The organism is Erythrobacter sp. S259 (assembly GCF_057364965.1).
This window is the reverse complement of record NZ_CP200286.1, coordinates 3,176,665-3,197,971: the sequence shown is the minus strand read 5'-3', so window position 1 is coordinate 3,197,971 and position 21,307 is coordinate 3,176,665. Positions and strand designations below refer to the sequence as shown.

Annotated in this window: 2 protein-coding genes; one reads left to right on the top strand and one right to left on the bottom strand. The window is 56.7% G+C overall.

Annotated features, from left to right (window positions below; all coding sequences use genetic code 11):
- Positions 1 to 16 precede the first annotated feature (16 nt).
- A complete protein-coding gene (locus AC0V60_RS15140; RefSeq protein ID WP_486179255.1) occupies positions 17 to 238 on the bottom strand; it encodes a hypothetical protein in 222 nt (73 codons plus the stop codon).
- Here AC0V60_RS15140 and AC0V60_RS15135 point away from each other — a divergent pair.
- Positions 230 to 21,301, top strand: coding sequence for a tandem-95 repeat protein (locus AC0V60_RS15135; RefSeq protein WP_486179254.1), 21,072 nt, complete (start codon positions 230 to 232; stop codon positions 21,299 to 21,301). The two genes, AC0V60_RS15140 and AC0V60_RS15135, sit on opposite strands and share 9 nt — an antisense overlap.
- The last annotated feature ends 6 nt before the right edge of the window (positions 21,302 to 21,307 follow it).

The following is a 21,307-nucleotide window of genomic DNA, read 5'->3' as shown; positions in this document are numbered from 1 at the left end:
GAGCGCAGGCCAAGCGTCAGACTTTGGGATTCAGATCAGCGAAGAGGCGATCGGTCGAGACGGCCAGACAGGCGGCTTCGATGGCGACACCCTTGAATCGATTGAGCTGGCAGCAGTCGAAGCCGGGGCAGGCAACGATACCCTGATAATCACTGCAGACTCTGAAGTTGAACGTGTCAACTACATCGACCTTGGAGACCAGGAAGCCGGTGGCTTCGATACGATAGACTTGACCCAATGGGACGAAGACATCTCAGTCGATCTATCTCAAAATCTTGTGACCTGGGTGGAAGATGGGTTCGGCTCCAGCCTGACCGATCTGATAGGAATCGACAATGTTTTTGATGAAGTGCTCTTGCTTGAGGTGCTCAATGCCGAAAGGGTGCTTGGGGGAGGAGGTAGCGACGTCCTTCTGGCTGGTATCGATTTTGCGGCATTGCCGACCGCTGCGACAGGACCCTTCCAGGAAAGGCTAGAAGGAGATCTTTTTGATGAACCTGGTTTCTTAGCTAGAGTCATCGACGCCTACAAAAACGCCTACGAGGCCCTTTTTGGTTCAGAAGAGCCTGTGGAGCTCGAATTCCTTAGGGAAAGCAATTTCGACATTGGCTTCGATAAGAGAGTCGAGCTCATCGGTGGGGATGGAGACGACGCGATATTTGCCAATGCCGGGGCAGGCTCTCGGGTCGTTGGTGGCGAGGGATCTGACCTTCTTTACAACAGCTCCTTTGGAGGTGAGCTTTGGGGAGATGGGCTCGATGGGCGGGGCGCTGCCGCCACCGGCGAAGGGAGCGATGATACGTTCTGGTGGTCCGCAGGCTCGATCATCATGGATGCTGGACAGAATGATCGGCTCCAGCTTTTCGGTGCCCCTGTAGTAGGCGGAACCAATGAACAGTACTTTGGTCGATCACTTGAGAAAGGCACTGCTCGGGACTTCTTCCTGCCATGGGTTACCTACGGCCTTACAAAAGATGGCGATCTGCTCATCGATGCATCTACACGTCCCGGGGCCGATCTAGACCCAAACGCAAGCAACGATGAAATACTCCAGATCGCCCAGATCGTAGATAACTGGGATGACGGTGATCTTGGCATCAGGTTTTCCATTTTTGGCGACGGCGAAGAGGAGCTATTCCTCAAAGCGCTCTTCCGGTTTGTTGGTGACTTTGCGCGCGCTGGCAGTCGCTTTGCTAAAAACCTGAATTGGCGCCCCGCTGACGATCCCCTTGTCCTTGATCTCAACGGCGATGGCTTTGTCTCGAAAGGTATTGGTGCAGTATATTGGGACAATGACGGCGACCTGTTTGGAGAGCTCTCCGGTTGGCTCAGCGGCGAAGACGGCTTCCTAGTTCATGACGCGGATGGCGATGGGAATATCACGGCCTCCGAGCTCTTTGGTGGCCCCGGCCTCTCTGGCTTCACCGAGCTTACCGATTGGGACACCAATGGCGACAATATCGTCGATGCCAATGATGTGGGCTTTGGCGATTTGCAAATCTGGCGCGACGCCAATGAAAACGGGATCACCGATGCAGGCGAACTTCATGCGCTTGCTGCCTTTGATATCACCGCCTTCTCGCTAAACGCGCAGCCGACCAATCTTATCACTGCCAACGGTACAGAAATTCGCGCTGAGAGCTTCTTTGCGCGTTCTGATGGCACCACGGGCGGTCTTGGCGAGCTGATCTTTGAGGTCGATCCAAGCGATACGCAGTATCAGGGCGATGCCCGCGTAGCGTCCTTTGCGCCTGAGGGCACGAATGGCCTGCCGCTCAATGCCTTTGGCTATGGGATCACGACCGATTTGGCTGTTGCGGCGAGCAATGATCTGGAGCTTGCCCAGCTGATTGAGAACACGGCTGCGGGCATGACTGTGCCCGATTTGGACGTGCTGCGCGATCAGGCGCGCGGCGTGCTGGGGGCTTGGGCGCGCAGTCATGCGGACTCAGCCGAGCTTGGCGCTACGCTCGTTGGAGCGGATGGAGCGCTTGTAGATTTTGCGGTCTACAATGAAGACGAGAGCGGCGGTTTCTGGACGCTGAATAGCGGCGCTGATGTGCTCGCCAGCGATGGCTCTGTGATTGCGCGCGCCTCGTTTGAGGATGTGCTTGCGCAAACCGCGACCGGCGGCGCGAGTTGGCAGGCGATCCAAGGGTGGACTCCGTCTTCTCGTGAGTTCACGCCCGAAAACCGTCTTGAAACCGCCTACCTGGTCAGCACAAACGGCGCTGCGACCGTCCTTGATTACGCCATTCGCCAAAGCGATGGGCAGGGCGAGTTCTGGACGCTTGCAAGCGGCAATGACGTGCTTAGCACCGATGGTTCAGTCATCGCGCGGGCGAGCCTTGAAGATATCATGGGGCAAAGCTCCGCTGAGGGCACTGCGTGGCGCATGGAGGATTTCGCCGATCCCATCCCCGATGCAGGATTTGACCGCGCGGCCTTCAACATCCGCGACGGCGTGGTCGTCGATTATTCGATTTGGATTGACGATGGCAATGGGCTCTTTGCGGTCTGGGCAAGTGTGTTTGAACAGGCGCTTGAAAGCCAAGAGCGCTTTGGCCCCAATTCCTTCGGCCTTCGCGGGTTCGAGCTTGACCTCGAAAATCTGCCCGATGCCGACAACAGCGATGACAGCGTCGTGCGCGTTGAGATCATGTCGCTTGACGAAATTCAATACGCTTTTGCAAGCGGCGGCGAGACCTTCCGGCCAGAGCTGTTCGTGGCGCAAAGCGCGTCTGACAACACGCTTTCTTACGACTTCGATATCGATGATACGAAGGAATTTGCCGGGACGCTGGCGGAATCCTACCTCGCGATTGGCCGCGCGATGGCGGTGCGGATTGCCTCGCAAGGCGGGCTCGCGCCATATTTTGAGGGCGTCCAGTATGATGCCGCCACCGACACCTTCCAGGCGACCTCAAACCGCGAGCTGATCCCGCTCTTCACCGCGATTCTGGCAGATGCGCCAGCGGGCGCGGATCAGACGGTCGATTACCTGCGCGAATGGGACCGGGTGCTACAAACGGTCTATCCGGACTTCAAACGCAACGGCAACGGTCCGCGCAGCCAAGCCTTCCTCATGCAGATGATCGTTGCGGGCTTTGAAAACTCGCCGGTTGATGCAAGTTTCCTCCAGGTCGCCGAGGCGCTTTCGATCGATGAAGAGCGCGTTCTGATTGCCGAGACTGGCAGCGAAGACGTGGTTGGCACGCGCGGCGATGACTTGATCTATATCGCAGATGGCGCGGCGAGCGCGCGCGGCGGTTTAGGCAGCGATGTGTATATCATCGGGCGCGATTTTGGCGAAGTGCTGATCGAGGATGTGGAGCCCATCCTTCAGCCGGGTGCTTCCGACTATCTACGCTTTGCGCATTTGACGCCGGATGACGTTTTTGTGACTAAAGACGGTGCTGATCTCATTATCCAAGAGTTCGGCACTAACAACATCATTACGATCAAAAACCAGTTTGAAGGTCGCTGGCCCTCATTCCTTGGCGGAGACTTCTCAGACAACACCGAGATTGTTGAGATCAACTTTGCCGACGGGACCGCGTGGGACTTTGTCGATATGGCGTATGCGGCCAGTCATCCTCTCGACAGCGCCGATGTTGTGTTTGGCACTGATGCGATCGATGTACTCGATGGCGGAGCTGGTAATGACATTCTTCGCGGTGGCGGGGACGGTGATCTTTACATCTTCGACTATGGTTATGGCGAAGACCGGATCATTGATGCTGAAAACAATCCATTCCGCGAAGCAATGGATTTGGTGGTATTTGGTGATGGGATCGATGCAGATCTTTTGAGCTTTGAGCGCATTGGCTCGTCAAACGATCTCATCATTCACCTTCTCGACGAAGATGGCGCGCGCACCGGCGATATTCTCACCATCGAAGGCCAATTCTTCCAACAAGATGCCTTCATCACGACGCTCAAACCCAACCGGATTGAAATCCTAGCCTTTGAGGATGGCACTTTCCTCGGTGAACAAGGTATCCGCGACCGCGTTGTGGCCGAGGCAAGAACCGATGGCGAAGATGCGATCTGGGCGTTTGATGAAGCAGAAACGCTTGATGGCGGCGCAGGCAATGACTTGCTCGTTGGCCAAGACGGGGCAGACACTTACATCTTCGCGCGCGGATATGGCGATGACGTGCTTCAGGACCGCTCTTTCGAGGTGGGTATTGGCGTTACGGAAACCGTCAACAGGCTGCAGCTTCGCGACATAAACGCAGCCGATATCGAAATCCTGCGCGATCCGGGCTCCCCGACGGTCTCATTGCGGATCAAAGATACCGGTGAGACTGTTACGCTCAAGAACCAGTTTGAAGTCACCTTCGTATTCTTCACCATTTGGCGCGACAATGTTGACCTTATCCAGTTCGGCGATGGCACGGTATGGGATCAGGACCGTCTCGGGCGCGAAGTTCTGGCGCTTGAGCGGACTGACGGCGATGACACGATCATCGGCTTTGATTGGTCAGATACGCTTGATGGCGGTGCTGGTGATGACCGCCTCGAAGGCGGCCTCTTCAACGACACTTACATTTTCCGCGAAGGCTATGGCAACGACACGGTTTTTGACACCGGTGCGGGCAACCATCCCTTCCTTCCGGCCGGATTTGATCGGCTTGACCTTCAAGGCATTGACCTGATCGATGTAGAATTCAGCCGTCAGGCTAATGACCTCACACTGACCCTTCGCTCAACAGGTGAGAGTGTCATTCTTGAGGGGCAATATGATCGCCTCGGCGATACCGTCATCGAAGAGCTGCGGTTTAACGGCCTTACGGTTGATTGGCGCGATTTGGGCGCGGACGATATCGACCTTATCGGCACCTCGGGCGATGATACCCTCATCGGCACCCACTATGCCGAGCGCATCGATGGGCGCGGCGGCAATGACATTCTCATCGGTTCGTCGGACGGCGATACCTACATCTTCGATATCGGCTATGGCCAGGACGTCATCAATGACCGGATCGATGCAGGGTCTTACCGTGCTGGCGATACGATTGAGTTTGGCGCCAATGTGCAGTTTGCTGATGTGCGTTTCACCAAAGAAGGCAATGACCTCTTCATCTCAATCGAGGGCTTTACCGACACTCTGCGCGTACTCGACCAGTTTGGCTCGGTCCTTTCGGGCGTTGAGAATTTCGTCTTTGCTGATGGCAATGCGCTTACCATTGAGGACGTTGAAGAGCACCTTCAGATCGCAGGCGGAACGCGCGGTGACAATATCCTCAATGCGATTGATGATAGGCCCAACATCCTCGATGGACGCCAAGGCGATGACCAGCTCAATGGCGGTTTGTTTAGCGACACATATTTGTTTGGTGTCGAATACGGCTTCGATACGATCACCGAGAAACTCGACTCAGCATCCGAAGCGGGCGCTGTAGACCGCGTTGTCTTTGGTCGCCTTGTTGATCCAGAGGACGTCGTTTTCCGCGCCGATGGTACCAATTTGGTGGTCACCATTCCAAGCTCGGGCGAGCAGCTCACTATTGTCGATGGCCTTGGCAATCGGCAGATTGAAGAGTTCGATTTCTTCGATGGTACCATTTGGGGCCAAGCCGAAATTCGCACCGCACTCCTTCGAGGCACTGATGGCGATGATCAACTCATCGGCTTTGACAACACTGATGATGTGATTGCGGGCGGGCTTGGCAGCGACCTTCTCATCGGCAAGGCAGGTAACGACACCTATCGTTTCAATATTGGCGATGGCCTTGATGCGATTGAAGACAGCGCTGGGGTTGACCGGGTTGAGCTGGGTGAGGGCATTTCGGCAGATATGTTGCGCTTCTCTCAGGTCGATGAGGGGCTTCTTATTCGCTTTGATGGGCTGGAAGACAGCCTGCTTATCCGAGATGGCTTTAATCCAACAAGCGCTGTTGAGGCTATTGTCCTTTCGGATGGTTTCGAATTTGAGTTTGAAGACATTCGCAGCTTCGTTCTTTCGGGCAAACAGACTGTCAATGACGACATCATTGAAGGCTTTGCAAACCGCGCTGACCGGCTCGAAGGCGGGGCGGGCAATGACGAGCTTCTGGGGCTTTCCGGCGACGATTTCTACATCATCGGCGAGGATCCCGGCCTCGATATTATCTCAGACAGCAGTGGTACGGACCGCATTCGCTTTACTGCGGGCACAGCCGATCAACTGGTCGTGCGCAGGCCCAATCCGGGCTCAGGCGACCTTGCGATTAGCTTTGCCGACAGGCCGGGCGAAACCGTCATTCGCGGCGCGCTTACTGTCTTTGCGGACACAATCGAAGAATTCGAATTCGCGGACGGTGAGGTTCTAAGTCTTGACGATTTGCTGACCCGGTTTGTGGCGGCTCCCTCGACCGACGGTGATGATCTTATCCGTGGTCTCGATAACGATCGAGACAATGGCGCGACTTTTGATGGTGGGCTTGGTGATGACATCATCGTCGGTAATGACGCCCCCGATGTGTTCGTTTTCCGCAGAGGCGATGGCCGTGATGTGATTTCGCCTCGTGGTGGCGGGCTCGATGTGCTGCGCATTGAGGGTTATGCGCCCGAAGACCTGACGTTCAGCCGGTTCGATAGCAATGCCAGCACATTCACATGGATGATCGAATTCGCTGGAACTGATGACCGGATTGTCATTCGTGGACAGGGTGTCACCTCCTCGCGAATTGACCAGATCGAGTTCACCGATGGTCAGATCATCACCGCAGATGAGATCAACGCCTCTTCTCCGTTCCGCCCTGTTCCGACCGATGGCGACGACATTCTCGACCGCCGCACAGAGCTCGATGGCGGGCTTGGCGATGACATTCTTATTGGCTCGCCAGATGCCAACACCTATCGCTTCCGCAGAGGTAATGGGAACGACATCATCCGCGAACAGGAATACGATGTGTTCGCTCCTTTCGGGACGCCCGATCCTGTTGACACGTTGGTCCTTGAGGGCATCAATCCTGACGAGATAAGCGTCGCCAGAAGCGTGGCTGACCCGCTTTCGATTGTCATTACAATCAATGATACGGGCGAAACGCTGATCATTGATGGCACGCCATTTGACCCGCTTGAGGTCGATGCGCCCGATCGCTTTAACCCCGGTAGAGTTCAACGCGACGAGCGCGGCGGTCACTGGATCGAACGTATCATCTTTGCCGACGGATTGGAGATCTCTCAAAGCGATCTTCAACAGCGTGTTTATGATGAGGAACGCACCGCTGGCGATGATGTGATCGATGGGTTTGGCTCTGACACTATTTCAGGTGCCTATCTTGATGGCGGAACGGGCAACGATACCTATCGCAGCCGTTTCGATTTCGTGCTCGTCCGCATGAGCGCAGGCCAAGGCAGCGATACGCTGGAGCTTGAGCAAGATAACGCGCGGATTACCATTCAGTTGAGTGGGCTGGAGGCAAACGATGTACGCGAGTTTACTGAATACCGCGAGGGCGAGGTTTACACCGTCATTCGTGCGATCACGGGCGAAGAGCTGACGATTAAAGGCCGCCCAAATCTGTTCTTCCGCGACGAAAATGGCGTGGAGATTGATCGCCGCAACACTGACGGCATTGTCGATGGCACTCCGGGTGTGGATTACCTTATTGGACAGGCATCCTTCGATTCAGACTTTGGCTTTTTCACGTCGCTCGACACATTTCGCCCCGGCAAGGGCGATGACGTTATCTTTGGCAATGGCACCGCGCCCGACTTCGGAGGGGGTGACGGGGCCACGCAGAACTTCGGTTACGACACCGTTATCCTAGAGGTCGGAGACGGTCTCAATTGGCTTTATGAAGGCTCGCAATATGTGGTCGAGCTTGGCGATGGGTTTGATCCGAGCGCTGCCGTTGTCACATGGCTCAATGATGGCACCGACAATGTGCAGATCGACTTTAATGCTGGCGGTGACGGCATCATCGTTGGCAGTCAGGACCTTGGCGCAATCCGTTACAGCGACGGCACCACTTTGTTCGGTTCGATCACTGCACCCGATCCGCTGGTTGAGATTTCTGGAAGCCTTGAAACAGTGAACAACACACTTCTGAGTGAGCGTTTCCGCTCCCTTAACGGCAGTGTTACGCTTTCCTTTGGCGAGAATACCGGCAACGACTATTTTGAAGATGCCAATATTTCAGCCCTGATTGCGAATGGAACTGCACTCGATTCAGGATGGTCGCCGAACACGTTGTATTTGCGCGGTGGCGAATCGCTCAGCGATTTTGAGTTTGTCCAAGACACCAGCGCGCCCGATGATTTGATTGTTCGCAACCTACTCACCGGCTCAGCGGTCCGGCTGGTCGGCCAGTTGGGTGATTTGTCCGGTGAAACGCCATCGCCCTGGGTTGATGTGGCCGTCACCGATCTCGGCGCGCCAGACTGGCTTGCGCCAGACGCCGTTGACCCTGCTGTGTTCGATCTTCTGGACGCTCTGGATACCGATCTTGATGGCACTCCCAATTGGATCGATGCAGACCTCGATGGCGATGGGAGCTCCGACTGGCAGACACCCGTTCTTGATTTTGCTGCGCTTGATAGCAACGGCGACGGCAACTTCGACATTTACGCCTATGACAATGACCTCAATGGCATCTTCGATGAGTTCGAATTCGAGCTGTCAAATGGCGATTACCTGTACATCTACGATATCGACGGAGATGACATTCCGGACGAGTATGTTTCAGAGGCGGATGGTACATTCGGTTCGCTTCCAATTGATTTATTCAGCGGCGGGATAGCTTGGTTTGCTTTAGATACTGATCAGGACGGCAATCCAGACCTCGCCTCGCTTGATACTGACGGCGATGGCGTGCCTAACTTCCAGAACCCAGATGTTGATGGTGACGGTGAAGTTGATTGGCAATTTGATGTGGGCCTTGGCTCTGTTAGTAGCGACGATTTCATCGAGGTGCCCGGCGAGGGCCGGATTCTGCGCCGGATCGACCCTTTGACTGGGCGTTACCTCTACCAGATTGTCCCCGGAGCCGATGATAGTATTATCATTCTTAGCGGCGATCCTGGCGCTCCACCGATTGAGGCAAGCCTGTTCGACCCAATCGTGATCCAAGACAGCGATGGCGATGGCCTACCAGACCAATGGGCCTATGATCTTAATCGCGACTTTGCGCCCGACGTACCGTCAAGCGAAACTCCAATCGCCTTTGATAGCTTCCGCGTTTGGAATGATCTTGACCCGGATGATAACAACACTTTTGGGTTTGATTGGGACTCCCTGCTGATTGAAGTCGGCCCGCTTGTTCAGCGCGACGAATCCGGCTTTGTCGCGCCAGAAGACCGTCTGATTGACCTCGATATTTATGGGCTTCGCCCTGATGCGACCGCAGGCGATGACAATCTTGTGGCGCGCGCCGGTGAGACGGTAAATGGGCTCGGCGGAGATGACGGCATCCTGCTCTCTCAAACCAATGTGACGGTTGAGTTTGGTGCGGGGTCAGGCAATGACTTTGCCTATGCCGATTATTACTTCTTCAGTGATCAGAACAACAGGCTGCAACTCACCGGCATTACCTCGCTTAACGAAGTAGCGTTCACAGCGTCCGATGATCAGTCTGACCTTATCGTTACGATCAATGCGACCGGTGAGAGCATCAAACTTGTCGATCAACGCAGCGGACCGCGCCTTTTCAGCGAAATTCGCCTGGCTGATGGCACCATCTTTACCGCCGATGAAATTGAAGCACTCACTATCGCGCCAGAGCAATTTGAGAGCTACCTCGAAGGCGGCGATGGCAATGATCAGATATTCACCGGCGAAGACAATGACAGCTTTTCCAGCGGCACATTGCGCGGCGGGCTGGGCGATGATCTGCTGACAGGAGGTAGAGACGATGACACCTACCTCTACGCCGCAGGAGATGGCTTCGATATAGTCGATGATCGCGACGGCGAGGATGTAATCCGCATCAGCGGCTATTCCGCGTCCGACCTGCGCGTGCGCGATTGGGATGGCGACCGCTCGCGCATCCGGCTCGATTTTGGCGGCGGCGATGGCATCCTCATCAACCGCGCTTATTCGACCAATGCCGTTAGCAATGGTATCGAGCAGGTGGTTTTTGAAGACACAGGCGAGGTGCTCACACAAGCCGATTTGATCAGCCGGGCTCTGCTTGATCTGGCCACAATTGGCGATGATTTCATCGAAGGCACCAGCCTTGATAACACGCTCACCGGCGATGCCGGGGCGGACATTCTCGCAGGCGGCGCGGGCAATGACACATACCTCTTCGATGCAGGCGATGGGACCGACCGGATCGTTGATACAGGCGGCACAGCTGACCGCGTGATCGTCCGCGACTTTAGCGCTGCTGACATCACCAATCTCTTCCGTAGCCCGCCTGCTGGTGATGATCTCATAATTTCCTTTGCGACCGGTGACACCGCTGTGCTGGTGGGCGCATTGTCGGATGGCGATGAGGGCGTGGACTTCATCGAGTTCAACGATGGTACCAGCATTACACCTGAAGACCTGCGCGCCGAATTGATCGCTAGCTTCGACGCGCCAAGCGCTGCGCAAATCTACGGCTTCTCAAGCAACGACACGCTTGCGGGCGGCGCAGGTGATGACGCACTCTTTGGTCTGCTTGGAGACGACACCTATCTCTACTTAGCCGGCGATGGAAACGACCGGATCGAGGATAATGGTGGCGGCACGGATCGCATTATCATCGAGGGCTACAGCTCCACCGATGTGCGTTTGTCGCGCCTGTTCTATGCCTCCACCGGCGTTGCGATCAACTTCATCGGCTCGCCTCAGGATTCGATAACAGTCATCAATCTGACGTCTGAAGGCGAAGACCGGATCGAGTTTATCGAATTTGCCGATGATGGCGTTGTCTGGGATTTCGCCACAATCGAAGCGCTCGTTGGAAACAATGCGCCTGTGGTTAGCCCTGATGGCTTCCGCGATGTAGTCCAAGGTACTGTCCTTGCGATCGACAGCGAGAGCCTCCTTAGCAACGACTTTGACGCAGATGGCGATCCGCTGTCGATCCAGAGCGTTGGCGAAGTTAACGGCGGCAGCGCGGCGCTTCTGCCTGATGGCACAATTGAGTTCACCGCTGATCCGGACTTCACCGGCTTTGCGTCTGTCGCGTACCTGGTTACCGATGGCCGTCAGGGCGTCACAGAGGCGAGCGTTTCTATTCGCGTGCGCCCTGTGGCGATTGCCAATGATGATGTGGGCATCACGGTCAACGAAGACGAGACACTCATCATCCGCGACCGCGACCTGCTTGCAAACGATGTGGACGGCGACCGGTTCGAAGTCGCACAGGTGAAAGATGCGGTCAACGGCACCGTGTCGCTCTCGACCAGCGGCGATATCACCTTCACCCCATTTGCTGAGTTCAACGGCGAGGCGACCTTCGCTTATGTCGCGAACACGCCCGATGGTGGCCGCGATGAGGCGCTCGTTACTATCGATGTGCTCGCCGTGAACGACGCGCCAATTGCGCGAAATGACGCCACAGGTCTCACCACCGATGAAGGCGTGGCCGTTACGCTTGACCGTGCGCAGGTTCTGGCGCTCCTTGACAATGACAGCGATATCGATGGCGACACGCTGACGATCAGCGGTGTTTCAGGTGATGGCAATGTCGATGCTGTGCTCAACGATGATGGCTCTGTCCTGATCACGCCGATTGGCGATTTCTTCGGCTCGGCCACCTTCACCTATTTCATCGATGATGGCGCGGGCGGCACGGACAGCGCGACCGCAAGTCTCTTCGTAAACCCCGTCAACGATGTGCCGGTGACGCAGGCTGATAGCTTTGTGATTGATGAAGACAGTCCGCTCTTTATCTCCGGCGATTTGCTCACCGATAATGACTTTGATCCAGACGGAACGCCCGTCGTAATCTCAGCGGTGCGCAATGCCATCGGCGGCGATGTTGAGCTGTTTGAAAATAACACGATCCTCTTTACGCCTGACCGCAATTTCTTCGGCCTTGCAGGCTTTACCTATGTGGTGGACGACAATGAAGGCGGCGTCACAAGCCAGGCGGTCACGATCACGGTCGATCCGATCAACGACGCGCCCGTTGCCCGCGATGAGCGACCCTTTGGTATCGGCGGCCTTTCGGCTTTGATCACGAGCCAGGATCAGGTCCTCGTGATCGATCCGGCGACTATCTTGGCAAACGACTTCGACATCGAAGGCGATCCTGTTTCCATCGAAATGGTCATAGGCGGCGTCAACGGCGATGTTGAACTGCGCGATGATGGCCTCATCTACTTCACGCCTGACGAAAACTACTGGGGCTTTGGCACCTTCCGCTATGTCATCTCTGACCCCGAAGGCCTCGTCGATGATGGCAATGTAAGCGTCTATTTCCGACCCACCGGCAATGTTGCGCCGGTCGCGGTCGATGATGTGTTCACCGGCATTGAAGATCAGCCTCTGATCATCACGCGCGAGCAGCTTCTTGCCAACGACTTTGACCCCAATGGCGATGCGATTGAGCTTGTCCGGGTGAGTAGCCTTGGCGCGTCGGCCAGGGAACTCAAAGACTTCTACTTCAACGATAATGGCGATCTTGTGATCGAGCCTATCGCTGATTTGCCAGGCAGCGGCACCCTGCTTTACACGATCAGCGACGGCGTCTTCACCGATGAGGGCCGCATTGATGTGAGCTTTGCGCCTGTCGATGACGCACCAACGGCGGGCGATGATGACGATATCGAAAGCGGCCTTGGTCGCCCTGTTGTCATCCGCGTCTCAGACCTCACGGCCAATGATTTCGATATCGATCAATCCTCTTGGCTGCAAAGCGGCGGCTTTGTGCACCGGTTCGGCGCAGACAATCTCGAAATCCTCGACACGCTCACGAGCAACGAAGGCACCGCGTCTTTCTATGATGATGACTTTATCGTCATCGAAATCGATCCGGCATTCTCCGGCGATCTGACGCTCGGTTATACCTTGTCCGACGCCACGGGCCTCACCGACACGGCCAATGCCTTCACTACCGTGCGCGACAACCGTGATCTCATCATCGAGGGCACAGAGCAGCGTGATCTGCTGATCGGTTCCGCTGAAGGCGAGACGCTCATCGGCCTTGGCGGCGTGGATGACCTCTTTGGGCGCGAGGGCGATGATATTCTTCGCGGCGGCGATGGCGCGGATATCCTCGATGGCGGCGAAGGCTTTGACATTGCCGACTTCAGCGATTCCGAAGTGGCTCTGCGCGTCGATATCAACTCACGCATTGGCCAAGGCGGCTTTGCGCAAGGCGATGAGCTGATTTCTATTGAGGGTCTCATTGGCGGGCAAGGCTCTGACCAATTGTTCGGCACTGATGATTTCAACACGATTTCCGGCAGCGCAGGCGATGACTTCATCGATGGTCGCGATGGCGATGATGAGCTCTCCGGCGGTGAGGGCAATGACACGATCGTCGGCGCACAGGGCGCAGACAGCATCGACGGCGGCGAGGGCAGCGATACGGCGGACTACTCAGACTCGCTCGATCCTGTCATCATCGATCTAGCGGCAGGCACCGTTAGCGGCGGGGATGCTGAGGGCGACACGCTTGTTTCCATCGAAAACCTCATTGGGACCGTGGGCGCAGACAGCCTTACGGGCGATGATCAAGCCAACTTCCTGAATGGTGGACGCGGCGCGGATACGATCCTTGCAGGCGGCGGCGATGACCTCATCGAAGGTGGCCGCGATGGCGATATTATCGATGGCGGCGAAGGTGTCGATACGGCGCGCTACTGGCTCTCTGAAACTGGCATAACCATCGATCTTGGCGCTGGCACAGCAAGCGGCGGCGACGCTGAAGGCGACCAGATCACCAATGTTGAGAACATCATTGGCTCTGCCCACGATGACACCATCACAGGCGACGGCGAAGACAACGTCATCGCAGGCCTCGGCGGTGCAGACGCGCTCGATGGCGGCGATGGGATCGACACGCTCGACTACAACGATAGCGTCGGCGGCATTGCGATCGATCTGGGTGCTGGCACAGGCTCTGCGGGCGATGCAGCTGGCGATACCGTCAGCAATTTTGAAAACGTACGTGGTTCGCGCTTTGGCGATAACATTGCCGGCGATGTAGGCGACAACCTCCTCGACGGATCGCTCGGCGATGACACGCTCGCAGGCGCTGGTGGCTCAGACCGCTATATCCTCGCGCGCAGCAGCGGCTCGGACATCATCAACGAGGCGACCTCGCTCACCGACACAGACGTGCTCGAGATTGTCGGCGATTTCGCGCCTGATGCGGTCAGCATCTATGCCGATGGCGATGATCTCATTGTTGAGCTTGAGCAAGCCGAGGGCATCGGCTCTGACAAAGTGCGGATCACCGACCACTTCATCGGCGATGGCACCGGCATTGAAACGCTGATCTTCGGCGATGGCACCGTTTGGGACCGCGAGACAATCGACAGCAATGCAGGCGCGAGCCGGTTGCAGGCAGAAGGCGACATTGTGCGCCTTGTCGATGAAGATGTGCCCTTCACCTTCGCTGCTTCCGACCTCCTTGTAAACGACGTCTCCGCCGATGATGCGGTGCTTAGCGTTGTCTCGATCGAGGCCATTTCCGGCGGTTCCGTCACGCTCAACGATGATGACACCATCACATTCCTGGGCGAGCAAGATTTCAACGGCGATGCCTTCTTCCGCTACCGCATGACCGATGGCACAGGCCGGATTTCGTCCGCAGTGGTCGAAGTCAACGTGCGGCCCGTAAACGATGCGCCGGTGGCTCAGGACGATGATGACGGCTACGTCGTCAATGAAGACGGCTCGGTCTCAATTCCGTTCGCATGGCTGCTTGCCAATGACAGCGACATTGACGGTGACACCCTCACCATCAATGGCTTTGAAGAGATCGATGGAGGCAATGGAACCGCCACGATTGAGGCCGCTGGCTTCGTCACCTTCCGCCCCGATGCGGACTACAATGGCTCTGCGGCCTTCCGCTATCGTCTGTCAGACGGCAATGGCGGCTTTGACTTTGCGACCGTCTCTATCGAGGTTCTCCCGGTCAACGACGCGCCGCGTCCACAAAGCGACAATGCAACCGTGCGCTCCGGCGACGATATCCTGATTTCAGCAGCCTCGCTCCTTGCCAATGACTTTGACCCCGAAGGCGACAACTTTGCCTTCGCTGGCATTGACCAAGGCGCAAACGGCACTGCCGCGCTTGAAATTATCGATGGCGCGCAGTTCATCCGCTTTACGTCCGATGCAGACTTCGAAGGCGCGGCCAGCTTCAGCTATTCCGTGGTTGAAGAGGGCACAGGCCTTGTGGGCACCGCGTCGGTGAACGTCACGGTGCTTCCGGCAAACGATCCCCCTGTGGCGCGCGGTGAGACCTTCGATGGGCTTGAAGATACGCCGCTGGTGATCACGCAGGCCGAATTGCTCGCCAATGATACCGATCCGAACGGCGACACATTGTTTGTCTCGCGTCTCGACGAATTCCCCGAGCAGGGCAGCGTTGCCTTTGATGATGATGGCAATATCGTCTTCACCCCGGCGCCCGATTACAACGGGCCTGCCTCGTTCAAATATTGGGTGAGCGATGGCGAGTTTGAGGACGAGGCCACCGCGTCCATCGAAGTCGCGCCCATCAACGATGCGCCTGTGGTGGTCGATGACGAAGGGCCATTCATCGGCGATGAGGACAAGGTCTTTGTCATCCGCGCGGCTGACGTCTTCGGCAATGACAGCGATCCTGAAGGGGACGTCCTCGAATTTGCCGAGTTTGAAACCGACATTGGCACAATTGAGCTTGATGGCGGCAATCTGCTGCTGACCCCGCCGCTGAACTACAACGGCACGATCACCGTGCGTTACCGGGCCCGCGATGACAAAGGCGCGATCTCCGAAGACTTCGCCACGGTCACGGTTGAGATTAGCGATATCGCCGATGCGCCGGAAACGGTCGCGGACAGCTTCACCATTGCGGAAGACACGCCGCTGGAGCTCGCAGCAGCTGACCTGATCGGCAACGACACTGATGTGGACTCGACCGAACTCACATTGGTCGCAGTTGAGAATGCTGTGGGCGGCGCGGTTTCGCTCGTGGATGGTGTGGTCACCTTCACGCCGAACCCCGATTTCTTCGGCACGGCGAGCTTTGAGTACCTCGTCACCGATGGCGACACTAACCCTGTCACGGGCACGGTGACCATCGAAGTGACGCCGGTAAACGATGCCGCGCGCGTCGTTGGCGATAGCTTTGCGAGTGATGAGGACGTGGCGCTCAACCTTGCGCCGTCTGCCTTCCTTGCCAACGATATCGACCCTGATGGCGACACGATCACCATCACTTCGGTGACCGCGATCACCGAGGGCGCGAGCGCTGTGATCGAGGATGACGGGACAATCACGCTCACCCCGCCAGCCAACGAAAGCGGCCAGATCCGGTTTGAGTACACCGTCTCTGACGGCACGGTGGAATCGACCGCTCAGGTTAGCGTCTTTGTGGCGGCCGTAAACGATGCGCCGGTGCTCGATGCCGAGCTTTCTGATCTCACTTCCACAGAGGACACAGCCTTCAGTTTCGCGATTGAGACCGGCAATTTCTCAGACGTGGACAGCAGCCCGCTCGCTTTCTCAGCCACGCTAGAGGACGGCTCACCGCTTCCCGATTGGATGATGTTCGACGGCGTCAACCTCACAGGCACCCCGCCGCAGCATTTCAATGGCACGCTCAATATCACAGTGTCTGCGAGTGACGGCGAGTTCTCCGCAAACGACACCTTCGCGCTTACCATCGATCCGGTAAATGATGCGCCGATGTTGGTGCAGATGCTGTCCGATGTGTCGTATGATGAAGACGCGAGCGTCAACTTCGCGCTGCCAGCCGATGCCTTTGTGGATGTCGATGGCGATGCTCTGACGCTCACCGCGACGCTTTCCGATGGCAGCGCGCTGCCAGATTGGCTCAGCTTCGATGGAGCGACCTTCGAAGGCACACCGCCCCAAGACTTCAACGGCAATCTGGAGCTTACCGTCACCGCAAGCGATGGCGAGTTCACCGCTGAAGACAGCTTCACCCTCAGCATCGATCCGGTGAATGATGCGCCGGTTCTGGTGCAAGCGCTCAGCGATGTGACCTCGCAAGAGGACGCAAGCATCAATATCGAGGTGCCCACCGACACCTTCACTGATGTGGACGGCGATGCTCTGGCGCTCACGGCAACGCTAAGCGATGGCAGCGAATTGCCTGCATGGCTGAGCTTTGATGGCACGGCCTTTACCGGCACACCGCCGCAAGACTTAAGCGGCTCGCTGAGTCTCACTGTCACCGCAAGCGATGGCGAATTGTCGGTTAGCGACAGCTTCACGCTCACCATCGATCCGGTGAATGATGCGCCGATCCTCGTGCAGGCAATTGAGGATGCAAACACTGCCGAAGACACCGCCTTCGCTTTCGCGATCCCGGCTGAGACTTTCGCTGATGTGGACGGGGATGCGCTAACCCTTACGGCAACCCTTTCAGATGGAAGCGAGCTTCCCGATTGGATCAGCTTTGACGGCGTAGAGTTTACAGGCACTCCGCCTGACAACTTCTTCGGTCTCATTGGCCTTACCGTCACTGCGTCCGATGGTGAGCTGTCTGTTTCCGACAACTTCACTCTGCAGATCGCTTCGGTGAATGATGCACCGGAGCTCTTGCAAGGTATTGCCAATGCGTTCTCACCGGAGGACACAGGCATTTCCATCGCGCTTCCGGCGAACACCTTCGTCGATATTGACGGCGATGTTCTGACGCTGACAGCGACCCTGTCTGACGGCAGCCCGCTTCCCGATTGGCTGAGCTTCGATAGCAACGCCTTCACCGGCACTCCGCCGCAGGATTTCAACGGAGCCTTCGATCTAACAGTTACTGCGTCTGATGGTGCGCTAAGCGCCTCTGACACCTTCATACTAACCATCGACCCGGTGAACGATGCGCCGACCTTGGTGCAGGCGCTACCCAATGTGTCCTTTGCCGAGGACACTGCGATTAGCGTTGCTGTGCCTTCAGAGACTTTCGCGGATGTGGATGGCCCAGCGCTTACGCTTAACGCGGCGCTGTCCGATGGAAATGATCTTCCCGATTGGCTGAGTTTCGATGGAACCACCTTCACCGGAACGCCACCTCAGGATTTCAATGGCACGCTAAGCCTTCTTGTGACCGCAAGCGACGGTGAGCTGGCTGCGGATGCTGCCTTTACGCTCACCATCGATCCGGTCAATGATGCGCCAGTCTTGACGCAGGCGCTGGCCGATGTGTCTTCGGAAGAGGATACGGCGATTTCACTCGCGCTTCCGGCCGATGCCTTCGCCGATGTCGATGGCGATGGTCTGACGCTGAGCGCCACGCTTTCGGACGGCACTGCGTTGCCAAATTGGCTGAACTTCGATGGTGTGACCTTCACCGGCACCCCGCCACAAGACTTCAACGGGACCATCGATCTCACTGTGACTGCAAGCGATAGCGAGTCTAGTGTCTCTGACACTTTCACCCTCACCATCGATCCCGTGAATGATGCGCCTACGCTGGTTCAAGCCACAGCCGACGTGGAAGCCAATGTGGGCGATGCGCTCACAATCGACTTTACAAACGGCACCTTCGCCGATGTCGATGGCGATGCACTGACCTTTAGTGCAGGCCTCTCCGATGGCTCACCCCTGCCAAGCTGGCTGACCTTTATAGGCGGCATTCTTGCCTCGGACAGTGCTCCAGCAGAGGCCGGTGACTATGCGATCACCGTGACAGCTTCCGACGGTCAGGCAAGCGCAAGCGACAGCTTTGTCCTCACCGTGATCGGCGGTAATACGGCTCCCGTTGCAGAAGATGACGGCGTGTTCGTCACCACTGCCAACCGCACACTTGCCATCGATCCGAACACGCTGTTCGAGAACGATGTGGATGCAGAAGGCGATGCTCTCACTCTGGTCAGCGTTCAAGACGCCAGCATTGGTGAGGTGAGCGTGGATGGCGATGGCAACATCATCTATATCCCCGATGCAGTTTACACTGGCGAAGCAAGCTTCACCTACACTGTGACCGATGGGGAGTTCACCTCCACCGCTACCGTGACGATCAACATTGACGATTCCGATGCCTTTGACGGCTTTCGTCAGGGCGATGATCGCCGCAATCGCCTGTTCGGTTCGCTCTTTGGCCGCAATCGCATCTTTGGCGCGGGCGGCAATGACCTCATTGTTGGCGGCTTTGCGAGCGATGACCTGGCAGGCGGCGATGGCAATGACCGCATCTTTGGCCTGTGGGGCAATGATGACCTTTATGGTGGTCAGGGCAATGATGACCTCTATGGCGGCTTCGGCTTCGACACCGCACATATGCTTGGCGATATTGAGGACTATCAGCTCTTCACCAGCGGCGGCTTCTTCAATGTCTCTCTTATCGTTGATCAGGACACCGCGGTTGATGGTGACGACGGTGCTGACTTGCTTGTCTCAATCGAGCGCTTGCAATTCAAAGGCGGCGATACGCTCAATATTGCCTCGCCCATCATCCTCGATCTCGCGGGCGACGGCGTCCAGACGGTCAGCGCAGATGACAGCAATGCTCTGTTTGACCTTGATAATGACGGACTTGCCGACAACACAAGTTGGATCGGCACCAATGACGCCTTCCTATTCCTTGATCGCGACGGCAACGGCGTTGTCTCTGGCATCCAGGAAATTAGCTTCATTGATGACGTAGAAGACGCGGCCACCGACCTCGATGGGCTGCGTGTCTTCGATAGCAATGGCGATGGTGTCCTTAACTCCGATGATGAGCGTTATGACGAATTCGGCGTCTGGAACGATGCCGATGGAGACGGCGCAATTGACGCAGGCGAAACCGCAACATTGCGCGAAGTGGGCATTGCGTCTGTCAATCTTGATGGAACCCCGGTTGAGGGCGCAATTGAGTTTGGCGAAGTCGCTATCGCCAATACGGGCAGTTTCACGCTCATCAACGGCCAAACGCGCGAGTTTGCCGATGCGGCGCTCACGTATTTCTCAGCAGCGGGCAACCTGCCAGAGCTTGATACGACCAGCTACGCCTTCGACCGCAAGGCCAAGAAATACCGCATCCATATCTCAGGCGGCGTTGCTGCGGTGGACCGCAAGCGTCGCCGCTCAGATGTCAGCAGCCTTGCAGGCCAACTTGGCGCAAACACGGTGATTACCACCAAGAAGGGTGATTATGGCCGCTTTGCGCCAGTCGTGCTCGATCTTGATGGTGACGGTGTTGAGATGGTGCGCATGAAGCGCTCCTCTGCAAGCTTCGACTATGCGGGCGATGGCAGGGCGGACGCGACCGGCTGGCTTTCAGGCGATGACGGCTTCCTTGTGATTGACCGCAACAATGATGGGCTGATCACCGAGGCTTCTGAGCTGACGCTGGCCTCTGAAAATGAGCAGGCACGCACCGGCCTCCAGGGCCTTGCCAATATGGACAGCAATGACGACGGTGTGGTGGATAGCCAAGATGCGCGCTTTGGTGAGCTTCGCGTGTGGCAAGACCGCAATGGCAATGGCCGCACCGACACAGGCGAGCTGATGACGCTTGAGGAAGCGGGCATTGTCTCGATCTCTCTTGCAGCCACAGGTATTGAGGACCGGGTCAAGCTCGACCGCAACGCGGTTACAGCAACCACCAGCTTTACCCGAAGCAATGGCACCACCAGCACAGCAGCGGATGTGTCGCTGGCCTATCGTCCGGCAGAAGGTAGCCCTGCACAAAGCTCCGCTTTTGATCTGGCTTCGATTGGATTTGCAGGTCTGGAGTTCTCCTCTGATCTATTCTTCCGCTCCGCTTCTGGACCTCAGTTGCGAGAAGAGTTCCCATCAATTGACGAGGTATTCGCTTCGCTGCGCGGTGATCTAGGTGGCACCAACTCCAACCTCTTTGATCGCTTGTCCCAACCTGAACAAGGCATCGATATTGCGCTCCAACGCGAGCAGTCCGGTCTGGTTGGAACAGTGGGAGCACAGTCCACTCAAGCTCTGCCTCATGAGCGCTTGATGCTTGATCCACGGGGTGGTGAACTGGCGGCACAAAGCCGCTTCGACGACACTGTTATCGAGCAGCGATGGGCAGCAGACCATCCTTCCATCACGCAAGATGGCATTGCCTTCATCCGAGAAGATTCTCTGACCAATGCTAGCGACAGCAATGGACCAGCAAACTCCGAAGCCGAGCTAGCGCGCAAGCTGATGATGATCCGCCAAGAGATGAACGCCTTTGGTGTAAACGAAGCTGCGGAAACTGATCGACTAGGAATGTACATGCCTGACATCATGCAACTTTATGCTTGATAGCAA